Source organism: Pseudomonas sp. NBRC 111131, from assembly GCF_001320525.1.
GTDB lineage: Bacteria > Pseudomonadota > Gammaproteobacteria > Pseudomonadales > Pseudomonadaceae > Aquipseudomonas > Aquipseudomonas ceruminis.
In genome coordinates, this window is record NZ_BCBH01000001.1 from 81,630 (window position 1) to 100,336 (window position 18,707).

Below are 18,707 nucleotides of genomic sequence, written 5' to 3' on the forward strand. Positions count from 1 at the left end.
TGTCACGCGAGGTTGGAAAAAGGGCTCAGCCGATTGAAAAAAATCTGGAGTGCCAACCGCCGCTGTAGCCCTCAACCCGTTCGCGATTCGACCGTGACCCAGTACCGGGTAAAGCGCCGCACGCGTACGGGCAAGGCCACCTCAAGCATCTGCAGAATCCGCTCACTGTCATCCAGCGGGTAGGAACCGGAAACCCGCAGGTCGGCCACCCGTTCGCTGCAGCCCAGTTGCCCCAGGCGATAACGCCCCAGCTCGGCCAGGAAGTCCGTCAGGCGCATCTGCGAAGCCACCAGCATGCCATCGACCCAGGCGCCGCTATTGCGGTCCAGCGGCGCAATGGCCCGCCAGCCCTGTGCGGTAAACCGCGCCCGCTGCCCAGCCAGCAGCGCCTGGCCGGCGAAACTGGCCGTGCCGCTGAACACCGAGACCAGGCTGAAACCGTCGAACGCCCGTACGTTGAATCGGCCACTGTCGAGCCGCAGCGCACCTTCGGCAGTGCTCAGCAACAAAGGGCGCGTATCGCGTGCCACATCCAGCGCCAGTTCCCCCTCCAGCAGGCGCACCAGGCGCTGGCGCCCATCGAAGTGCACGTCGGCGGCGCTGCGCGTATTGAGTTGCAACACGCTGCCGTCGTCCAGCGGCACCCGCCGACGTTGGCCGACCGGGCTGCGGTAGTCGGCCATCAGCTCAGGCAAGGGGTTGAACCCAGGCAGGGTCATCCCGGCGGCACTGGCCACCCCCACCATAAGCAGTGCCTTGAGGGCACGGCGCCGGGCAGGCGAGGAGGGCGCCTGCAGCGTTGCATGCACCACCGGCGAAGCGACGCCCCGCAAGCGTTGATTGACCTGCTGGATATGCGCCCAGGCCCGTTGATGTTCCTGGTCGGCCAGCAACCACTGCTGCAACGCCTGTTGCTGGGCCTGATCGAAATCCTCGCCCTGGGACTCGATCAGCCAGTGCACGGCCTGTTCGGCCACTTGGGAAGAAAACGAGGTGTTCACAGTGCGAAATAGCAGCGCAACGCTGCCTTGTTCAGGTAGCGCTTGACCGTGGCCAGGGAAATGCCCAGCTCGCGGGCGATTTCGGCCTGGCCGAGGCCGTCGACCTGGGCCAGCAGGAAGGTGCGCTTGACCAGCGGGGGCAGGTCATCGAGCAGACGGTCGAGCGCCAGGAGGGTTTCAAAGATGATTGCCTTCTGTTCTTCGCTCGGTGCCACGTTTTCAGGCACCTGAGCCAACGCTTCGAGGTAAGCGCGCTCTAGTTCCTGGCGGCGGAAATGATTGCACAGCACACGTTTGGCCACGGTGGCGAGAAACGCGCGTGGCTCCACCAACTGCGGTGCCTCGCGCGCCTGGAGCATGCGCACATAGGTGTCCTGGGCCAGGTCGGCGGCACTTTGCGGGCAGCCCAGGCGCCGTCGCAACCAGCTGGTCAGCCAGGCGTGATGGGCGTGGTAAAGGCCTTCGACCGTGGAAGAAAGGGCGCTGGGCACCGTGATACTCCGGCGCCCTGCAGCGCAACTGGTAGTAAGAATTGTTCGCATTGTAGTGATATAGCCAGGCGCTCGGCAACCGACCTTTTCAGTCTTTGCTTATGAGAATTTAAATCATTATTATTGATACCTCGAATTTTCCCGGACCCTCGCCATGAAGCGCACCGCCGCCGGAATTCCCGTCAGCTACCGTCTGGCCGTGGCTTCGCGCTGCCTGGCGGCGTTGTTGGGCGGCTATCTGCTGGCGTCCATGGCCAGCATCTGCATTGCGCTGCTGGTGCCGCTGTCGCAGGTCGACGCCACCCTGACCGGCCTGCTGTCATCTTTCGTTTTCTACCTGTTGGCCTTCATCTGGTGCTTCGCCTGCCGTAGCGCCTGGCGCGCCTGGTTGGGCGTCATCCTGCCAAGCCTGTTGCTGGGCATGGTCAACGGGCTCGCCTACTGGATGAGAAACCCATGAAGGAAGGCTTCCGCCAGGCCATGGCCTGGCTGCACACCTGGACTGGCCTGATTTTCGGCTGGTTACTGTTCGCCATCTTCCTCAGCGGTACGTTGTCGTACTTCAAGGATGAGATCAGTCACTGGGCACAGCCTGAAGTGCGCCGCCATGCGCTCGATCCACTTGCCAGCCTGGGCTTGGCCCAGCGCTACCTACAGGCAAACGCCGGGCACTCTCCAAGCTGGATGATCCGCCTGCCCAGTGAGCGTGAAGCGGCATTGAATGTGGGCTGGCGCGACCCCGAAGGCGGGCGCCGGGGCTTTGTCAGAAAGAGCCTGGACGCCCAGAGCGGCCAGCCGGTAGAGGCACGTGACAGCCGCGGCGGCGAGTTTTTCTACCGCTTCCACTTCGAGCTGCAGATGCCGTATCCGTGGGGGCGTTGGCTGTCGACGCTCTGCGCCTTCATCATGTTGCTCGGGCTGATCACGGGGATCATCACCCACAAAAAGATCTTCAAGGAGTTCTTCACCTTCCGCCCGGGCAAGGGCCAGCGTTCATGGCTGGATGGCCACAATGCCATTGGCGTGCTGGTGCTGCCGTTTCACCTGATGATCAGCTACAGCAGCCTGGTGCTGTTCATGTACCTGGTCATGCCGGCCGGTATCCTGGCGAGTTACGGCGGCAACAGCGATGGCTATTTCAACGACCTGTTCGGCCGCGACGAGGTGCCCCAGGTGGCCAATGTCGCCACCCCCCTGGTGCCGCTGGCAGGCCTGTATGCCAAGGTTCAGGCGCAGGTCCCCGGTGCCCGCATGGGCTTCATCCAGGTGCAGAACCCTGGCGATCGCAATGCCCGCGTCACCTTCACCCAATCGTCGGCCGATAACGTGGCCTACAAGCGCAGCGCCAGCTGGACATTCGACGGGGCAACCGGCGTGTTGCTGAGCCAGGGCGCACCGGAGAGCCCGGCCATGATGACCGCCTTCAGCCTTGCGGGCCTGCACATGGGCAACTACGCAGGTCCAGCGCTGCGCTGGCTGTACTTTGTGTTCGGTTTGGCCGCAACGGCGGTGATCGGCACGGGCCTGGTAATGTGGCTGGGCAAACGCCAGCTCAAACATGCCAAGAGCGAGCGCATCCCTGGCGAATTGCGGCTGGTAGAAGTGCTGAACATTGCCAGCATGAGCGGCCTGCTGCTTGCCGTGGCAGCATTCTTCTGGGCCAATCGCCTGCTGCCGGTGGGGCTGGCGGGCCGTGCCGATTGGGAAATCAACAGCTTCTTCGTGCTCTGGGCGCTGTCGCTGGTGCACGCGCTGCTGCGCCCGGGGCGCCGCGCCTGGGCTGAGCAATTGGGGCTGGGCGCGCTGGCGTTTACCCTGCTGCCGTTGCTCAACGCGCTGTCCACCGGGCAAGGGTTGGACCACTCCCTGGCGGTTGGCGACTGGGCCATGGCGGGCTTCGACCTCACGGCGCTGGCCACCGGCGTGTTCCTGGCCTGGGCCGCAGCGAAAATGCTGCGTGCCCCCAAGCCGGTTGCCAAACGCGCGCCCCGCACGGCCAAGGCAACGGCTCAAGCGGCGCAGGTGCATTGATGCTGAGCATTGCCCTGATCGGCTTCGCCGGGTTCGCCGGCTTGTGCCTGGCGATGGACAAGCACTTCAACGAGCTGCTTGGGCGCAAGCCCGGCCCCGGCCAGTTGCGTAGCCTGCGCAGTGCCGGTTGGCTGTTGTTGCTGGTGTCGTTGGTGCTCTCGGTACACCAGCGTGGCTGGGCCCATGGTCTGGTGGAATGGATCGCCGTGTTGATGGCCGGGGTGACCCTGTGGGTGTTTGTCTTGCCTTATCAGCCGCGGCTGCTGCTGGGGTTGGCTGCCATCAGCGTGGTGCTGGGCCCGCTGCTGGCCGTCGTGGCCGGGTGACGCTGTGATCGAGCCCGACAGCGAAAGCCCCCGCGCACGCTTCGTTGAGGTCTTTCTGGCCCAGCGTGCACGCATGGAGGCGTTGGTCAGCCGCCGGGTCGGCTGCCGGGCCACCGCATCGGACCTGGTCCAGGAGCTGTTCCTGCGTTTCTGGCGCCGCCCTGAGGTCAAGGTTGAAGCGCTGGATACTTACCTGTTGCGTTGTGCGGGCAACCTGGCCATCGACCACCTGCGCAGCGAAGGCAGCCGCGAACGTGTCGCTGAAGCATCGCTGCCGCTGGATGAGGCGTGTTCGGCCCAGGCGCCCGAGCAGGCCTTGGAGGTCGATCATGACCTGCAGTGCATCGAGGCAGCGCTGCGGGCCTTGCCCGAGCGTACCCGGCAGATCTTTCTGCTCAACCGCATTCATGGCTGCAAGTACGGCGAGATCGCCCAGGCCATGCAACTGTCCCAGAGCACGGTAGAAAAGCATATGATGCGCGCCCTTGAAGCGTGCAAGGCGAGTATTGCCGAGCCCGCGTCCATGCGCCGGCCTGGGAGCTACCGTCGATGAGCCATTCAGACATGACTACCGCCGACCCCTCGCAAGCGGCGTTGCACTGGCTGATCCGTATCAACGAGCAGCCCGAGGCGCAGCACAGCGCGGCGTTCAAGCGCTGGCTGCTGGCCGACCCGAAGCATCGCCAAGCCTATGCCCACGCCCAGGCGCTGTGGCAGACAAGTGCGGTGCCCGCAGCGCGCCTGGCCGAGCAAGAGCAGGCAGGCCTGCAGCGCTACCTCGATGCCATGGCCAAGGCGCCTGCCCCAAGGCGCTGGCGTCGCGCCCTGGCGCTGGCGGCGTGCCTGGCACTGGCGGTGAGCGTGGCGGGGGGCTGGCATCCGGGTTACTGGTTACAGGACCTGCGCGCCGATTTCAGCAGCACTGAAACAATTCGCCAGGTGACGCTGGCAGACCATTCGCAGGTGACCCTCGATGCGGGCAGTGCCATTGCGGTCGATTTTGAGCAGGGTGAACGCCGTGTGCGGCTGTTGCATGGTGCTGCGTTCTTCCAGGTCACACACACAGGTGAGCCGTTCGTGGTGGCAGCAGCGGGGGGGCAGGTGCGTGTGCTCGGTACCGAATTCGAAGTGCGTGACCACGCTGACGGCGCACAGGTCACTGTGCGCAGTGGGCGTGTGGCCGTCACCCCGGCCCAGGGGCAGGCTGCCCGTGAGCTGACGGCCAACCAGCAAGTGGCATATGGCGGTGGCCGCGTGGGTGAGACCCTGACCGTGGACAGTGACAGCCGCCTGGCCTGGCGCCAGGGCTGGGTCGATTACTACCAGGTGCCGTTGACCCAGGTGATCGAGGACTTGCGGCGGTATTACCCCGGGCGGATCGTGCTGCTTGACCGTGAGCTGGGGCAGCGCAAGGTCAGCGGCAGTTTCCCGGTTCAGGAGCCGTTGGTGGCGCTGGATTCCTTGGGCAAGGTGATGGGGTTTTCCAGGCAGACGTTGCTCGGGCGGCTGACCGTTGTCAGGTAGTTTGTGTGAGCAGGCCTTATCGCCGGCAACAGGGTCAGCCCTGGAAAAATTATTTTCAAAAGCGGGTGAGGTAATAGGGCATGGCATCCGTGTAATGAGTGGAAGTGCGATTCATTCGCAGTAATAACCCTCTCATAGGTCAGCGTCCATGAAGTTCACCCCGCGTTGCGTCCCTCTCTGGCTTGGCTTCTCCGCGCTTGCAGCCGTCACCGTTGCCCCTGGCGCGCTGGCCGCCGAACAGGTTCAACTGCACACCTTCGCCCAGCCCAGCCAGCCCCTGGCCCAGGCACTCAACGCCTTCAGCCGTGCCGCTGGGCAAAGCGTGGTGTACACCCTCGAACTGCCCGCTGTGCAGGCACCGGCCCTCAACGGCCGGTTCAGCGCTGAACAGGCCCTGCAGCAGTTGCTGGGCAACGCCGGCCTGACCTGGCGCCGCGTCGATGCCCGGACCCTGACGCTCGAGCCTGTGGATACTTCTGGCGCACTCAACCTGCAGGCCACCACGGTGAACTCGCAGATGGACACCTACAGCTACCAGCCCCCGGCCAATGCCTCGATCATGCGCGGCCAAGGCCCGACCCAGGACATCCCCCAGGCCATCAACGTGGTGCCAGCCCAGGTCCTCCGCGACCAGGCGCCGCGCAACCTCGATGACGCCCTGGCCAACGTCAGCGGCATCACCCAGGGCAACAACTTCGGCGGCACCTCCGACACCGTGATGAAACGGGGCTTTGGCGACAACCGCGACGGCTCGATCATGCGTGATGGCATGCCGGTCGTGCAGGGCCGCAGCCTCAACGCCAGCACCGAGCGGGTCGAGGTGCTCAAGGGGCCGGCCTCGCTGCTGTATGGCATCCAGGACCCGGGCGGGGTGATCAACGTGGTCAGCAAACGCCCGCAACTGCAGCAGTACAATGCCCTGACCGTACGGGGTTCTACCTATGGCAGTGGCAAGAACGGCAGTGGCGGGGGGTTTGACAGCACGGGTGCACTGGGCGACAGCAACTTCGCCTACCGCCTGATCGTCGACCACGAAGATGAGGACTACTGGCGCAATTTTGGCGTGCACCGTGAGTCACTAGTGGCGCCGTCGCTGGCCTGGCTGGGCGAAGATACCCAGGTAGTGCTGGCCTACGAGCACCGCGAGTTTCTCTCCCCCTTCGACCGCGGTACGGCCTTTGGCAGCAATGGCCACCCTTTGGACATTCCGGCCACGCGGCGCCTGGACGAGCCCTTCAATGACATGGAAGGGCGCTCCGACCTTTACCGGCTGGAGGTCGATCACCACTTGGCCGACGACTGGAAACTGCACTTCGGTTACAGCTTCAACCGCGAGACCTACGACGCCAGCCAGGTCCGCGTGACCGGCGTCAACGAAGCCAAGGGTACGTTGACGCGCAGCATCGATGGCACCCACAACGCGATGAGTCGCGACCAGTTCGCCACCCTGAGCCTGAGCGGCAACGTCGAACTGGCCGGGATGCAGCACGATCTGTTGTTCGGCCTGGATCACGAAGACCGCAAGATCTTCCGCGCCGACCTGATACGCCAGACCGCGAAGTCCACGTTCAGCTACCTGAACCCGGTCTACGGCCAGGAAGTGGAAGGCAGCACCGTGCGCGCCAGCGACAGCGACCAGACCGACAAGCTGCGCACCGACGCTGTGTTCCTGCAGGATGCGTTGCACCTGGACGACCACTGGATCCTGGTGGCCGGTGCGCGCTTCCAGCAGTACGACCAGTACGCAGGCCGCGGTCGCCCGTTCAAGGCCAACACCGACACCGGTGGCCAGGCCTGGGTGCCGCATGCCGGGCTGGTCTACAAGGTCGATGAGCAGTTGTCGTTCTATGGCAGTTACAGCGAGTCGTTCAAGCCCAACTCGAGCATTGCGCCGTTGACCGGTGGCTTGGTGCTGGACTCATCGATTGCACCTGAGGAAGGCAAGTCCTGGGAGCTCGGCGCCAAGCTCGACATGCCGGGCAGGCTCACCGGTACCTTGGCACTGTTCGACATCACCAAGCGCAATGTGCTGGTGGCCAACTTCGACAGCAGCAGTGGCGAGACCTTGTACAGCAACGCCGGTGAGGTCAATTCGCGCGGTGTCGAGCTCGACCTGACCGGCCAGCTCAGCGAGCGCTGGAGCCTGATCGGCAGTTATGCCTTCACCGATGCCAAGGTGACCAAGGACCCGGACCTGGAGGGCAACCGCCTGCAGAACGTGGCCAGGCACAGCGGCTCGCTGTCGGCCGTGTACGACTTCGGTAGCCTGTTCGGTGGTGATCGCCTGCGCGTGGGGGCCGGGGCCCGCTATGTAGGCGAGCGTTCGGGCAACGCGACCAATACCTTCGACCTGCCGAGCTATACCGTCGCCGACGCCTTTGCCACCTACGAGACCCAGTTCGAGGACCACAACGTGCGCCTGCAGTTGAACGTGAAGAACCTGTTCGACAAGGTCTACTACAGCTCGGCGGTGAACCAGTACTTCGTTGCCATCGGGGATGCGCGGCAGGTGAGCCTGTCGAGCACGTTCGAGTTCTGATGTGTCGGGGCCACAAAGTGGCCCGCTTAGCGGGTGAAGGCCGCCCGGTACTCGCCAGGGGTTGCGCCGAGCACCTGGCGAAAGCGGTTGCTGAAATGGCTGGCGCTGGCAAACCCGCACAGCAACGCAACCTCTCCCAACGCAAGCTGGCCCAGGCGCAGCAGTTGGCAAGCCCGGTGCACCCGTCGTGCCAGCAGGTACTGGTGTGGCGGCAAACCAAAGCTGCTGCGGAACATGCGCGCGAAGTGATATTCGGAGAGGTTGCAGCGCATGGCCAGCTCACCGAGGGTAATGGGCTGGTCGAGGTGCGCTTCGATGTATTCGACCAACTGTCGACGCAGGGCCGGCGCCAACCCCCCTTTGAGGCGCAAGCCCTGGCGCAGGCCAACTTGGCTGAGTACCGCGTGATCGACGATTTCGTGCGCCAGGCTGCTGGCCAGCAAGCGCTCGCCAGGCTCATCCCACGCCAGGCGGATCAGTTGGCGAAAACGCGCCGACTGCTGCGGGTCGTCAAGAAAGGTCGCCTCCTGCAACTGCAACTCCCGCGGTTCGCGGTCCAGTAGGCGCACGCAACCGAGGGCGAACTGCGCCTCGCTGATGTACAGGTGGGCCAGGCGGATCTCGCCGTTGACCACCCAGTTCGACTCATGACCGGCGGGCATGATGCACAGTTTGTCCGGTGCGCCCTTGGCGGCCGGGCGCTGCCGGCGGAAGGTACCGGTGCCGTCGGCGATGTAACACGACAGGGTGTGATGGCTCGGTGCCTGGTAGTCGCGGGCATCGTTGCGGTTGCTCCACAGCGCCGCAGCCAGGCCGTCGCCCAGGTGCGCGCTGAGCTCCAGCCGCGCATGGGGGGAGGCGTGCATGGCGTTGAACACGTGCAACTGGCTGAGTGGGGTCATGGGCGATTCCTCTGACGGCCATCGTACTGCGCTTGCCCAGTGGTGACAGCTACCTGGAAGGGAAAAGCGCAAGTTTGTGCAAGCGTGGTCCCGGGGCTTTGGCAAACACTGATGGCCCTGGCGAAGCACTGCGACGTCGATCGCTGGCAAGCCAGCTTCCACAGGTGCTGGGCACCAACGTTGAAAGACCCAAGGATCCCTCCCCATGAACCTGTCCCTGTACGTGCTTACCGTCCTGATCTGGGGCACCACCTGGATCGCCCTGAAACTGCAGCTGGGCGTGGTCGCCATCCCGGTGTCGATCGTCTACCGCTTCGCCCTGGCTGGCCTGATCCTGTTCGCCATCCTGCTGCTGACCCGCCGGCTGCAGCCGATGAACCGGCGTGGCCACCTGATCTGCCTGGCCCAGGGCCTGTGCCTGTTCTGCGTCAACTTCATGTGCTTCCTCACCGCCAGCCAATGGATCGCCAGCGGTCTGATCGCCGTGGTGTTTTCCACCGCCACGCTGTGGAATGCACTGAATGCACGGGTTTTCTTCGGCCAACGGATCGCCAGCAATGTGCTTGGCGGTGGTGCGCTAGGGTTGCTGGGCCTGGGCCTGCTGTTCTGGCCGGAGCTCTCGCACCATGCGGCCAGCCGCGAAACCCTCTACGGTCTGGGCCTGGCCCTGCTCGGCACGCTGTGCTTCTCGGCCGGTAACATGCTCTCCAGCATGCAACAGAAGGCCGGGCTCAAGCCGATGACTACCAACGCCTGGGGCATGGTGTATGGGGCGGTGATGCTGGCGGTGTATTGCCTGGTCAGCGGCATTCCCTTCGCCATGGAGTGGAGCACCCGCTACGTCGGATCATTGCTGTACCTGGTCGTACCGGGCTCGGTGATCGGCTTCACCGCCTACCTGACGCTGGTCGGGCGCATGGGCCCGGAGCGGGCCGCCTACTGCACGGTGCTGTTCCCGCTGGTGGCACTGAACGTCTCGGCGTTTGCCGAAGGCTACGAGTGGACGGCCCCGGCGTTGCTGGGCCTGGTGGCGGTGATGGCAGGGAACGTGCTGGTGTTTCGCAAGCCCAAGGTCAGGCCCGACATTGCACTGGCCCGCTGAAAGCGGCATGGATGAAAAAAGCTGGAGAGGCTGGGCGGTGCAGGCAAGCGTGGTAAGGGTTGCCTGCACCGGCCTCTCACCGTCAATGGCTATCGGCCCTTCCACACCTGCGGGTTGACCAGGTCGCGCGGCCGCTTACCCAGCAGCGCCGCACGCAGGTTGTCCATTGCCCGGTTGGCCATGGCCGCGCGGGTTTCGGCGGTGGCCGAGCCAATGTGCGGCAGGGTCAATGCATTGGGCAACTGGAACAGTGGCGACTCGCTCAGTGGCTCCTTTTCGTACACGTCCAGGCCGGCGCCACGGATCGTGCCGTTTTGCAGCGCGTCGATCAGCGCCGCCTCGTCGACCACCGGGCCACGGGCGATGTTGATCAGGAATGCGCTGGGCTTCATCAGCTTCAGTTCGCGTGCACCGATCAGCTTGCGGGTGGCGTCGGACAGCGGTACCACGATGCAGACGAAATCCGACTCGGCCAGCAGTTGCTCAAGGCTGCGATACTGCGCGCCCAGTTCCTGTTCCAGCGCCGTCTTGCGGCTGTTGCCGGCATACAGGATGGACATGTTGAAACCGAACCGGCCACGACGCGCGACGGCTGCGCCGATGTTGCCCAGGCCGACGATACCCAAGGTCTTGCCATGCACATCGCTGCCGAAGTGCGCCGGCCCGACGGTGGCTTGCCACTGCCCAGCCTTGGTCCACGCGTCCAGTTCAGCGGTACGGCGGGCGCAGCCCATGATCAGCGCGAAGCCCAGGTCGGCAGTGCTCTCGGTGAGTACGTCGGGGGTGTTGGTCAGGGCGATGCCGCGTTCGTTGAAGTAATCGACGTCGTAGTTGTCGTAGCCGACCGAGACGCTCGACACCACTTCCAGCCTCGCCGCGCCTTCAAGCTGGGCGCGGCCAAGCTTGCGGCCGACGCCGATCAGCCCATGGGCCTCGGGCAGCGCTTCGTTGAACTGGGCATTGATGTCGCCAAGCTTGGGGTTTGGCAGGATCACGTTGAAGTCTTGCTGCAGGCGTTCGGCCATGGCCGGGGTGATGCGGCTGAACGCCAGGACGGTCTTTTTCATCGGGCTACTTCCAACGGAAAAGCTACAAACTACAAGCTTCACGCCCCAAGAAAAAGCAGCGCATGCACCCATCTGCTGTTTCTTGACGCGTGAAGTGCGTTCAGTTGGCGATCAGCAACTCGTGGGTTTTCAGGTCCGCTTCATGGGCGGCGAGAATTTCCGGCAGCGAATTGCGCAGGTACTCGACCCAGGTCTTGATCTTGGCGTCCAGGTACTGGCGTGACGGGTAGATGGCATACAGGTTCAGCTCCTGCAGCCGGTATTCGGGCATCACCCGCACCAGGCTGCCGTCACGCAGGCCATCGATGGCCGAATAGATCGGCAGCACACCCATGCCCATGCTACTGCGAATGGCCGTTTTCATCGCATCGGCGGAGTTCACCTGGAAGGGCGAGCTGGTGATATTGACCAACTCCTGGCCCTCCGGGCCGTCGAACAGCCACTTCTCCAAGGGGATCACCGGGCTGACCATGCGCAGGCATGCGTGCTGCAACAGGTCGATGGGCTTGTGCGCGAAACCATGCTTGGCCACGTATTCCGGCGATGCACAGACAATGCTGTAGGTAATACCCAGGCGCTGCGAGACGAAGCCTGAGTCCGGCAGTTCGGTGGCCAGCACGATGGACACGTCGTAACCCTCGTCCAGCAGGTCAGGCACGCGGTTGGCCATGGTCAGGTCGAACGTCACGTCAGGGTGCGATTCGCGGTAGCGGGCAATGGCATCGACCACGAAATGCTGGCCTACGCCGGTCATCGAGTGCACTTTCAACTGCCCGGCTGGCCGTGCATGGGCGTCGCTGGCCTCGGCTTCGGCCTCCTCCACATAGGTGAGGATCTGTTCACAGCGCATCAGGTAACGCTTGCCCGCCTCGGTCAGGGCGATACGCCGGGTGGTACGGTTGAGCAGCCGGGTTTGCAGATGGGCTTCCAGGTTGGAGACCGCCCGCGACACGTTCGCGGTGGTCGTGTCCAGTTGCGCCGCAGCGGCAGTGAAACTGCCAAGTTGGGCTACGCAACTGAAAGCACGCATGTTTTGCAGGGTGTCCATGGGTCACTCTCGATGTAGAGGACAAAATTGTGTCATGAAGTAACGGTGTAAAGATGAAAATGTGCCTTCGACCAAAGGCTGATTATCGCTGTTTTGGTAACAAAGATTCGCAGGAATCCACGCTTATCGCCAGTGCGGCGGCCACCTAGAATTGCTCGGCCCCTCCACCTCTTCCTCGGGAAATCGCAGCTGTGCCGCGTCGCATCATCAGAACGCTCCAGGCGTTCAGTGCCTGTGCCCTTAGTCTCACCTTGAGCGGCTGTATCGGAACCTGGGGTATTGCCCCGCAAAGCAAGACACTGCAAGCCAATACCTTGACCACGGATGCGGCCATTCGCGACGCCGCCACCGACGCCCACTGGCCCGACCAGCAGTGGTGGCATGCCTATGGCGACCCGCAACTGGACCGCTGGATCACCTTGGCCGTGGCCGGTAGCCCGAGCCTGGCCATGGCGGCAGCCCGGGTACGCGAGGCCAAGGCCATGGCCGGTGTGGTCGAATCGGCGGAAAAGCTCCAGGCCAATGGCCAGGCGACGCTCAAACGCCATAACTGGCCCGAGGACCCGTTCTATGGCCCTGGCGCGCTGTCGGGTGCCAACACCTGGGACAACAACGCCGCCATCGGCTTCAGCTATGCCCTTGACCTCTGGGGGCGCGAACGCAACGCCAGCGAACAGGCCGTGGACCAGGCGCACATGAGCGTGGCCGAGGCACGCCAGGCGCAGCTTGAGTTGCAGAACAACGTAGTGCGCGCCTACATCCAGCTGAGCCTGCATTTTGCCCAGCGCGACATCGTCAAGGCCGAGCTTGAACAGCAGGAGCAGATCCTGGCCCTGGCCAAGCGCCGCCTCGACGCCGGCATCGGTACCCATTTCGAGGTGAGCCAGGCCCAAGCGCCGCTGCCCGAAACCCATCGCCAGCTCGACAGTCTCAACGAGGAGATTGCCCTGACCCGCAACCAGCTGGCGGCGCTGGCGGGCAAGGGGCCGGGGGAGGGCGCGCAGATCCAGCGCCCGACCTTGACCCTCGGTGCGCCCCTCAAGCTGCCGTCGGCGCTGCCGGCCGAGCTGGTCGGTCAGCGCCCCGACGTGGTCGCCAGCCGCTGGCAGGTGGCAGCCCAGGCCCGTGGTATCGATGTCGCCCATGCCGGGTTCTTCCCCAACGTCGACCTGGTCGGCAGCCTGGGCTTCATGGCTACCGGTGGCGGGCCACTGGAGTTCCTGACCGGGCGCAAGTTCAACTACAACGTAGGCCCGGCCATCAGCCTGCCGATTTTCGACGGTGGCCGCTTGCGCTCGCAGTTGGGCGTGGCCTCGGCGGGCTATGACGTGGCCGTGGCCCGTTACAACCAGACGGTGATTGGCGCGTTGAAGAACATTTCCGATCAGTTGATCCGCCGCGAATCGATGAAAGAACAGTCGCACTTCGCCGCCGAATCCGTGGCGGCGGCGCAGAAAACCTACGACATCGCCATGGTCGCCTTCCAGCGTGGCCTGACCGACTACCTCAACGTGCTCAATGCCCAGACCTTGCTGTTCCGCCAGCAGCAGGTGCAGCAGCAGGTGCAGGCTGCACGCCTGGTGGCCCATGCCGAGCTGGTGACTGCGTTGGGTGGGGGCCTGCAGGCTGGCAAGGACGTGCCTGAGGATGGGCGCCAGGATGCGCCGACAACGCCGGCGACCCTGGCCATTTTCGACCGCAAGGCGGACCACCCCGAATGAGTACATCGAGCCTGCCCCTGCGCTGGCTGCACAGCCTGGAATGGCGCCGGGGCTTCTTTGCCTGGGCGCGCACTGACGGGGTGACCTGGGTTTACATCTTCAAGGTGCTGGCCGCCGCGTTCATCACCTTGTGGCTGGCCATGCGCCTGGAACTGCCGCAGCCGCGCACGGCGATGATCACCGTGTTCATCGTCATGCAGCCGCAGAGCGGCCATGTGTTTGCCAAGAGTTTCTACCGGGTACTGGGTACTTTGGCCGGTTCGGCGATGATGGTCGCGCTGATTGCGATTTTTCCGCAGAACACCGAACTGTTCCTGCCCAGCCTGGCCTTGTGGGTGGGCTTGTGCTCGGCGGGTGCCATGCGCTACCGCACCTTCCGGGCCTACGGTTTCGTGCTGGCAGGCTACACCGCAGCGATGATCGGCCTGCCGGTGCTGGAGCACCCCGACCAGGCGTTCATGGCTGCCGTTTGGCGCGTACTGGAAATTGCCCTGGGCATTCTCGTCTCGACCTTCGTCAGCGCCGCGATCCTGCCGCAATCGGCCAGCGCGGCCATGCGCAACGCCCTGTACCAGCGCTTTGGCGTATTCGCCGGGGTGGTGGTCGAGGCGCTGCGCGGCGACAGCCAGCGCGACCGCTTCGAGACCAGCAACGTGCGCTTTGTCGCTGAGGCGGTGGGGCTGGAAAGCCTGCGCAACGTCACCGCGTTCGAAGACCCTCACATGCGCAGGCGCTCTGGCCGCCTGGTGCGCATGAACAGCGAGTTCATGGCCATCACCACGCGGTTCAACGCGCTGCACCGGTTGCTGGAGCGGCTGCGTGCCCGTGGCCCGCTGCAGATCGTCGGTGCCATCGAGCCTGGCCTGAACACCTTGGTCGAGCTGCTCCAGCCTTATGTAGGGCGGGCGCTGACCGACGCCGATGCGCTGCGCCTGACGCTGGAATTGGCGGCCTACAAAGAGGGCCTGCAAGCCCAGGTGCGCGGCCTGCGTGCCGAGTACCTGCAAACCAACCCCAGCGAGTCGGACCTGCTCGATTTCCACACCGCGTTCGAGCTGCTCTACCGCTTCGTCGACGAGATGTTCAGCTACGCCGAAACCCATGCCTCGTTGGCCGCACACCGGCACCAGCGCGAGCAATGGGATGAGCCCTATGTGGCGCAGACCAGCTGGCTGGTGTCACTGGCCGCTGGTGTGCGGGCCTCGGCGGTGCTGTTGCTGCTGGGCAGCTACTGGCTGCTCAGTGACTGGCCCAGCGGTGCCATGATGACCCTGATCGCAACGGTCACGGTGGGCCTTTCGGCGGCGTCACCGAACCCCAAGCGCATGTCGTTCCAGATGGCCTGCGGCACAGCCATCGGCGCGTTTGTCGGGTTTTTCGAAACCTTCTTCGTATTCCCCTGGATCGACGGTTTCCCGCTGCTGTGCATGGTGCTGGCGCCCGTGTTCGTGCTGGGCGCGTTTCTCTCGTCGCGCCCGGCCTATGCCGGTTACGGCATCGGCCTGCTGGTGTTCTTCGCGATTGGCTCGGTGCCGAACAACCTCACCGTGTATGACCCGTACACCTTCATCAACGACTACATCGGCATGGTCATCGGCATGTTCGTCTGCGCCGCAGCCGGGGCCATCATCCTGCCGCCCAATAGCCGCTGGTTGTGGAGCCGCCTTGAGCAGGAACTGCGCGAGCAGGTGCTGTTCGCCATCAGCGGGCGCCTGCGTGGCATCGGCACGGCCTTCGAAAGCCGCACCCGCGACCTGCTGCACCAAGCCTATGGCCTGGCGGCCGGCAAGCCGCAGGTGCAGAGCGAGCTGATGGGCTGGATGTTCACCGTGCTGGAGATCGGCCACGCGATCATCGAACTGCGCAAGGAACAGGCGCGCGCGCCGGTTCACCCGGCCTATGCCGAGTCGCAGCCGTGGCGTCAGGCCATCCGTGTCATGGGCCGGGCACTGGCGCGGCTGTTCCTGCAGCCCAACGCCAGCAACCACGAGCGCGCCCTGGTGGCGGTGGACCATGCCATCAGCCGCGTGCAGGCCACCGATGAGCCTTTCGCCCGCCATTTCGACACGTCGGTGCTGCGCCGTGCGCAGAGCTACCTGCACTTCATCCGTTCCTCCCTGCTCGACCCACAGTCGCCACTGGCACCGGCGAAAGGATTGCACCATGCCCCGTGAGATCGCCTTCCATGGCGTGTACATGCCCACCATGACCTTGATGTTCCTGTTCGCCCTGGGCCTGGCCTGGGGCCTGGACCGCTTCATCGCCAGCCATGATGGCTACCGCTTCTTCTGGCACCCGGCGCTGTTGCGCCTGTCCCTGTTCGTCTGCCTGTTCGGCGCCCTGGCGCTGTCGCTCTACTGGTGAGAATCCTTCGATGAAAAAGTTCTTCAGCCTGATCGCTACCCTGCTGGTGCTGACCGCTGCCGTGGTGATCGGTCGCCAGTTGTGGCTGCACTACATGACCACGCCGTGGACCCGCGATGGGCGCGTGCGCGCTGACATCATCAACGTTGCCGCCGATGTGCCCGGCTACGTGGTGGATGTGCCGGTCAAGGACAACCAGCGGGTGAAGAAAGGCGACCTGCTGATCCAGATCGACCCTGAGCATTATCAACTGGCGGTCGAGCAGGCCAAGGCGCTGGTCGCCTCGCGCAAAGCCACCTGGGAGATGCGCAAGGTCAACGCCAAGCGCCGCGCTGACATGGACAACCTGGTGATCTCCAAAGAAAACCGTGACGACGCCAGCAATATCGCCAACTCCGCCCTGGCCGATTATCAACAGGCCCAGGCCGAACTGGCAGCGGCCGAGCTGAACCTCAAGCGCACGCACATCGTCGCCACGGTCGATGGCTACGTGACCAACCTGAATATCCACAAGGGCGACTATGCGCGCACCGGCGAGGCCATCATGGCGGTGGTCGACGAGCATTCGTTCTGGGTGTACGGGTTCTTCGAAGAAACCAAATTGCCCCACGTGAAGGTTGGCGACCAGGCCGAGTTGCAAATGATGAGCGGCGAGCGCATCAAGGGCCATGTGGAGAGCATCGCCCGTGGCATCTACGACCGCGACAACCCGCAGAGCCGTGAACTGATCGCGGACGTGAACCCGACCTTCAACTGGGTGCGCCTCGCGCAGCGGGTGCCGGTACGGATTCACATCGACGAAGTGCCCGAAGGGTTTTTGCTGGCCGCGGGGACGACGTGTACGGTGGTGGTGAAACCGAGCGAGGAGTGATCTGCGCTACCCGCTACAACGGGGGGCATGGCGTGGGCCTTTCAAGCGGCTGGGCCCACCAACACCGGCACCTGCACGCGATCGATCACTTTCGCGCTGATCGAAGGGTCCAGCAACCGCCCCAGCCTCGACAGGTGCCGGTGGCCCATGATGATCAGTTCGCAGCGCAGCTCCAGCGCCTTGCCGACGATGGCTTCGACCGGCTGGTCGGCCACCATGCAGCCCTGGCTGGCGAAGCCGGCTTCGCGCAGTGTGCGTACTGCGTTGGCCACGGCGCCTTCGGCCAGTTGCTGTTCATCGCAGGCGGCGGGGTGTTCCTCCTGTTCCTCTTCGGTGTAGGCCGTCGGGTGATCGTGTACGGCGAAGGTCGCGTCGATGGCCAGCAGTACATGCAACTCGTGTTCGCCCGGCAGGCAGTAGCGGCGCGCCAGGGTGAGTAGGGCCGTTGAGGCAGGGGAGGCGTCGATGGCGATCAGGACAGGGCTGGGCATGCGGGATCCTTGGCAGAGGCTGGCTGAGGTGTCTGCAGGGTCGGCCTCTTCACGGGCTTACCCGCGAGAGGCCAGACCTGCCAATGCTTCATTTAAAGCCGAACACGGCCAATGAATAAATGCCCCGACACGCACGAGCGCATTGCGTCTGGTGCAATCATCCGACCTGTTAATATCGCCGTTCCCAACCTCGTTACGGAAAACGGCCATGCAACTCCCGGACATGAACCTGCTCGTCGCCCTCGACGTCCTGCTCGACGAGGGCAGCGTGGTCGGCGCAGCGCAGCGCATGAACCTGAGCCCGGCGGCAATGAGCCGTACCTTGGGCCGCATCCGCGAGGCACTGGGCGACCCCATCCTGGTCCGCGCCGGCCGCGGCCTGGTGCCGACGCCGCGGGCGCTGGCGCTGCGCGAGCAGGTGCACGGGCTGGTGGAGCAGGCCGGGCAGGTATTTCGCAGCCGTGACGACGTCGATCTGGTCAACCTCGATCGTGCTTTCAACATCCGCACCAACGACCTGTTCATCGCCCTGTACGGGGCCCAACTGCTGCGCATGATGCTGGCCCAGGCACCACACACGGTATTGCGCTTTGTACCAGAGGGCAGCGGCGACGATGATGCGGTGCTGCGCAATGGGCAAATCGACTTGATCATCAGTTCAGCCATTGAACTGGGCCCGGAAATCAAGGTTCAGAGCCTGTTCAATACCTACTTCGTGGGCCTGGCGCGTGACGGCCACCCCATCTTCGATGGCGAAATTACCCCTGAGCGCTTCGCCGCCTACCCGCAAATAAGCGTGTCACGCCGGGGCCGCGCCAATGGGCCTATCGATGTGGCGCTGGCCAATCACAAGGTGGAGCGGCGAGTGGCGCTGATCACGACCAGCTTTCATTCAGCGATGTTTTCGCTGCCGGACTCGGACCTGATCCTGCCGATACCCGCCAATATCCTCAATAGCGTGAACCGGCTGAAACTGCCCTTGCGGTCCTTCGAGATCCCTGTGCCATTGGAAAAGGTCAATGTCATGCAGGCGTGGCACCCGCGCTTCGATAACGACCCGGCCCATCGCTGGCTGCGGCAGACGCTGAAGGCTTGCGGCAGCATGGACCCTTGACACGCCTGGCGTTATCGCAACATCGGCCGATTGCGCCTGGCGCAATATAAAGCTGCCAACAAGTCAGTTTTCGTAAGCATTCGACCTTCTTAGACTTGCTCCAGTCGCAATTTTG

General features: G+C 64.1%; 18 protein-coding genes. 12 read left to right on the forward strand and 6 right to left on the reverse strand.

What is annotated here, in order from left to right:
• Nucleotides 1-71 precede the first annotated feature (71 nt).
• Nucleotides 72-1,001 carry a FecR domain-containing protein gene (locus tag APH34_RS00385; protein ID WP_054899193.1) on the reverse strand — a complete coding sequence of 310 codons (930 nt, stop codon included), beginning with the start codon at nt 999-1,001 and terminating at the stop codon, nt 72-74.
• Complete coding sequence (locus APH34_RS00390; protein ID WP_177337006.1) at nt 998-1,543, reverse strand: sigma-70 family RNA polymerase sigma factor; 546 nt, start codon at nt 1,541-1,543, stop codon at nt 998-1,000. Before APH34_RS00390 ends, APH34_RS00385 begins: the two co-directional genes overlap by 4 nt.
• 103 nt (nt 1,544-1,646) lie before the next feature.
• Here APH34_RS00390 and APH34_RS00395 point away from each other — a divergent pair, with 103 nt between their 5' ends.
• The 6 genes from APH34_RS00395 (at nt 1,647) to APH34_RS00420 (ending at nt 7,912) form a co-directional block, all read left to right on the forward strand.
• Nucleotides 1,647-1,952, forward strand: coding sequence for a DUF3649 domain-containing protein (locus APH34_RS00395; protein WP_054899195.1), 306 nt, complete (start codon nt 1,647-1,649; stop codon nt 1,950-1,952).
• Nucleotides 1,949-3,523, forward strand: a complete 1,575-nt coding sequence (locus APH34_RS00400) for a PepSY domain-containing protein (protein WP_054899196.1) — start codon at nt 1,949-1,951, stop codon at nt 3,521-3,523. The genes APH34_RS00395 and APH34_RS00400 overlap by 4 nt, the downstream gene beginning before the upstream one ends.
• Nucleotides 3,523-3,849: a DUF3325 domain-containing protein gene (locus APH34_RS00405; protein ID WP_054899197.1), complete on the forward strand. Its 327-nt coding sequence runs from the start codon at nt 3,523-3,525 to the stop codon at nt 3,847-3,849. The genes APH34_RS00400 and APH34_RS00405 overlap by 1 nt, the downstream gene beginning before the upstream one ends.
• A 4-nt stretch (nt 3,850-3,853) precedes the next feature.
• Entirely contained in the window at nt 3,854-4,402 is a 549-nt protein-coding gene (locus APH34_RS00410) for an RNA polymerase sigma factor (RefSeq protein ID WP_156358049.1), read from the forward strand.
• The gene (locus tag APH34_RS00415) at nt 4,399-5,373 is read left to right on the forward strand and encodes a FecR domain-containing protein (protein ID WP_054899198.1); all 975 of its coding nucleotides are present in this window, start codon (nt 4,399-4,401) and stop codon (nt 5,371-5,373) included. Before APH34_RS00410 ends, APH34_RS00415 begins: the two co-directional genes overlap by 4 nt.
• A gap of 148 nt (nt 5,374-5,521) precedes the next feature.
• Nucleotides 5,522-7,912: a TonB-dependent receptor gene (locus APH34_RS00420; RefSeq protein ID WP_054899199.1), complete on the forward strand. Its 2,391-nt coding sequence runs from the start codon at nt 5,522-5,524 to the stop codon at nt 7,910-7,912.
• Between the two features lie 26 nt (nt 7,913-7,938).
• Here APH34_RS00420 and APH34_RS00425 read toward each other — a convergent pair whose 3' ends face one another.
• On the reverse strand, nt 7,939-8,814 hold the full coding sequence (locus tag APH34_RS00425; RefSeq protein WP_054899200.1) for a helix-turn-helix domain-containing protein: 876 nt from the start codon (nt 8,812-8,814) through the stop codon (nt 7,939-7,941).
• A 205-nt stretch (nt 8,815-9,019) separates the two neighbouring features.
• Here APH34_RS00425 and APH34_RS00430 point away from each other — a divergent pair, with 205 nt between their 5' ends.
• The gene (locus APH34_RS00430; protein WP_054899201.1) at nt 9,020-9,916 is read left to right on the forward strand and encodes a DMT family transporter; all 897 of its coding nucleotides are present in this window, start codon (nt 9,020-9,022) and stop codon (nt 9,914-9,916) included.
• Between the two features lie 89 nt (nt 9,917-10,005).
• Here APH34_RS00430 and APH34_RS00435 read toward each other — a convergent pair whose 3' ends face one another.
• Both APH34_RS00435 and APH34_RS00440 read right to left on the reverse strand, forming a co-directional pair.
• A complete protein-coding gene (locus APH34_RS00435; protein WP_054899202.1) occupies nt 10,006-10,983 on the reverse strand; it encodes a D-glycerate dehydrogenase in 978 nt (325 codons plus the stop codon).
• A 100-nt stretch (nt 10,984-11,083) separates the two neighbouring features.
• Nucleotides 11,084-12,031: a LysR family transcriptional regulator gene (locus tag APH34_RS00440; protein WP_054899203.1), complete on the reverse strand. Its 948-nt coding sequence runs from the start codon at nt 12,029-12,031 to the stop codon at nt 11,084-11,086.
• Between the two features lie 191 nt (nt 12,032-12,222).
• On the opposite strand from APH34_RS00440, the gene APH34_RS00445 reads away from it, so the two are divergent.
• From APH34_RS00445 to APH34_RS00460, 4 genes are read left to right on the forward strand one after another with little or no spacing between them, the layout of a single operon-like run.
• Complete coding sequence (locus APH34_RS00445) at nt 12,223-13,752, forward strand: efflux transporter outer membrane subunit (RefSeq protein ID WP_054899204.1); 1,530 nt, start codon at nt 12,223-12,225, stop codon at nt 13,750-13,752.
• Nucleotides 13,749-15,926 carry an FUSC family protein gene (locus tag APH34_RS00450; protein ID WP_054899205.1) on the forward strand — a complete coding sequence of 726 codons (2,178 nt, stop codon included), beginning with the start codon at nt 13,749-13,751 and terminating at the stop codon, nt 15,924-15,926. The genes APH34_RS00445 and APH34_RS00450 overlap by 4 nt, the downstream gene beginning before the upstream one ends.
• Nucleotides 15,916-16,116, forward strand: coding sequence for a DUF1656 domain-containing protein (locus tag APH34_RS00455; protein ID WP_008097766.1), 201 nt, complete (start codon nt 15,916-15,918; stop codon nt 16,114-16,116). The genes APH34_RS00450 and APH34_RS00455 overlap by 11 nt, the downstream gene beginning before the upstream one ends.
• 10 nt (nt 16,117-16,126) lie before the next feature.
• Entirely contained in the window at nt 16,127-16,987 is an 861-nt protein-coding gene (locus APH34_RS00460) for an HlyD family secretion protein (protein WP_054899206.1), read from the forward strand.
• 41 nt (nt 16,988-17,028) lie between these two features.
• On the opposite strand, the gene APH34_RS00465 is transcribed toward APH34_RS00460, so the two are convergent.
• The gene (locus APH34_RS00465; protein ID WP_054899207.1) at nt 17,029-17,478 is read right to left on the reverse strand and encodes a universal stress protein; all 450 of its coding nucleotides are present in this window, start codon (nt 17,476-17,478) and stop codon (nt 17,029-17,031) included.
• A 208-nt stretch (nt 17,479-17,686) separates the two neighbouring features.
• On the opposite strand from APH34_RS00465, the gene APH34_RS00470 reads away from it, so the two are divergent.
• Nucleotides 17,687-18,592 carry a LysR family transcriptional regulator gene (locus tag APH34_RS00470; RefSeq protein ID WP_054899208.1) on the forward strand — a complete coding sequence of 302 codons (906 nt, stop codon included), beginning with the start codon at nt 17,687-17,689 and terminating at the stop codon, nt 18,590-18,592.
• Nucleotides 18,593-18,707: the final 115 nt, after the last annotated feature.

Coding starts and splice junctions, on each gene's coding strand:
- APH34_RS00460 (WP_054899206.1), top strand. CDS start 16,127: ATGAAAAAGTTCTTCAGCCTGATCGCTACCCTGCTGGTGCTGACCGCT.
- APH34_RS00400 (WP_054899196.1), top strand. CDS start 1,949: ATGAAGGAAGGCTTCCGCCAGGCCATGGCCTGGCTGCACACCTGGACT.
- APH34_RS00435 (WP_054899202.1), bottom strand. CDS start 10,983: ATGAAAAAGACCGTCCTGGCGTTCAGCCGCATCACCCCGGCCATGGCC.
- APH34_RS00455 (WP_008097766.1), top strand. CDS start 15,916: ATGCCCCGTGAGATCGCCTTCCATGGCGTGTACATGCCCACCATGACC.
- APH34_RS00440 (WP_054899203.1), bottom strand. CDS start 12,031: ATGGACACCCTGCAAAACATGCGTGCTTTCAGTTGCGTAGCCCAACTT.
- APH34_RS00425 (WP_054899200.1), bottom strand. CDS start 8,814: ATGACCCCACTCAGCCAGTTGCACGTGTTCAACGCCATGCACGCCTCC.
- APH34_RS00395 (WP_054899195.1), top strand. CDS start 1,647: ATGAAGCGCACCGCCGCCGGAATTCCCGTCAGCTACCGTCTGGCCGTG.
- APH34_RS00465 (WP_054899207.1), bottom strand. CDS start 17,478: ATGCCCAGCCCTGTCCTGATCGCCATCGACGCCTCCCCTGCCTCAACG.
- APH34_RS00420 (WP_054899199.1), top strand. CDS start 5,522: ATGAAGTTCACCCCGCGTTGCGTCCCTCTCTGGCTTGGCTTCTCCGCG.
- APH34_RS00430 (WP_054899201.1), top strand. CDS start 9,020: ATGAACCTGTCCCTGTACGTGCTTACCGTCCTGATCTGGGGCACCACC.
- APH34_RS00415 (WP_054899198.1), top strand. CDS start 4,399: ATGAGCCATTCAGACATGACTACCGCCGACCCCTCGCAAGCGGCGTTG.
- APH34_RS00450 (WP_054899205.1), top strand. CDS start 13,749: ATGAGTACATCGAGCCTGCCCCTGCGCTGGCTGCACAGCCTGGAATGG.
- APH34_RS00390 (WP_177337006.1), bottom strand. CDS start 1,543: ATGCGAACAATTCTTACTACCAGTTGCGCTGCAGGGCGCCGGAGTATC.
- APH34_RS00405 (WP_054899197.1), top strand. CDS start 3,523: ATGCTGAGCATTGCCCTGATCGGCTTCGCCGGGTTCGCCGGCTTGTGC.
- APH34_RS00470 (WP_054899208.1), top strand. CDS start 17,687: ATGCAACTCCCGGACATGAACCTGCTCGTCGCCCTCGACGTCCTGCTC.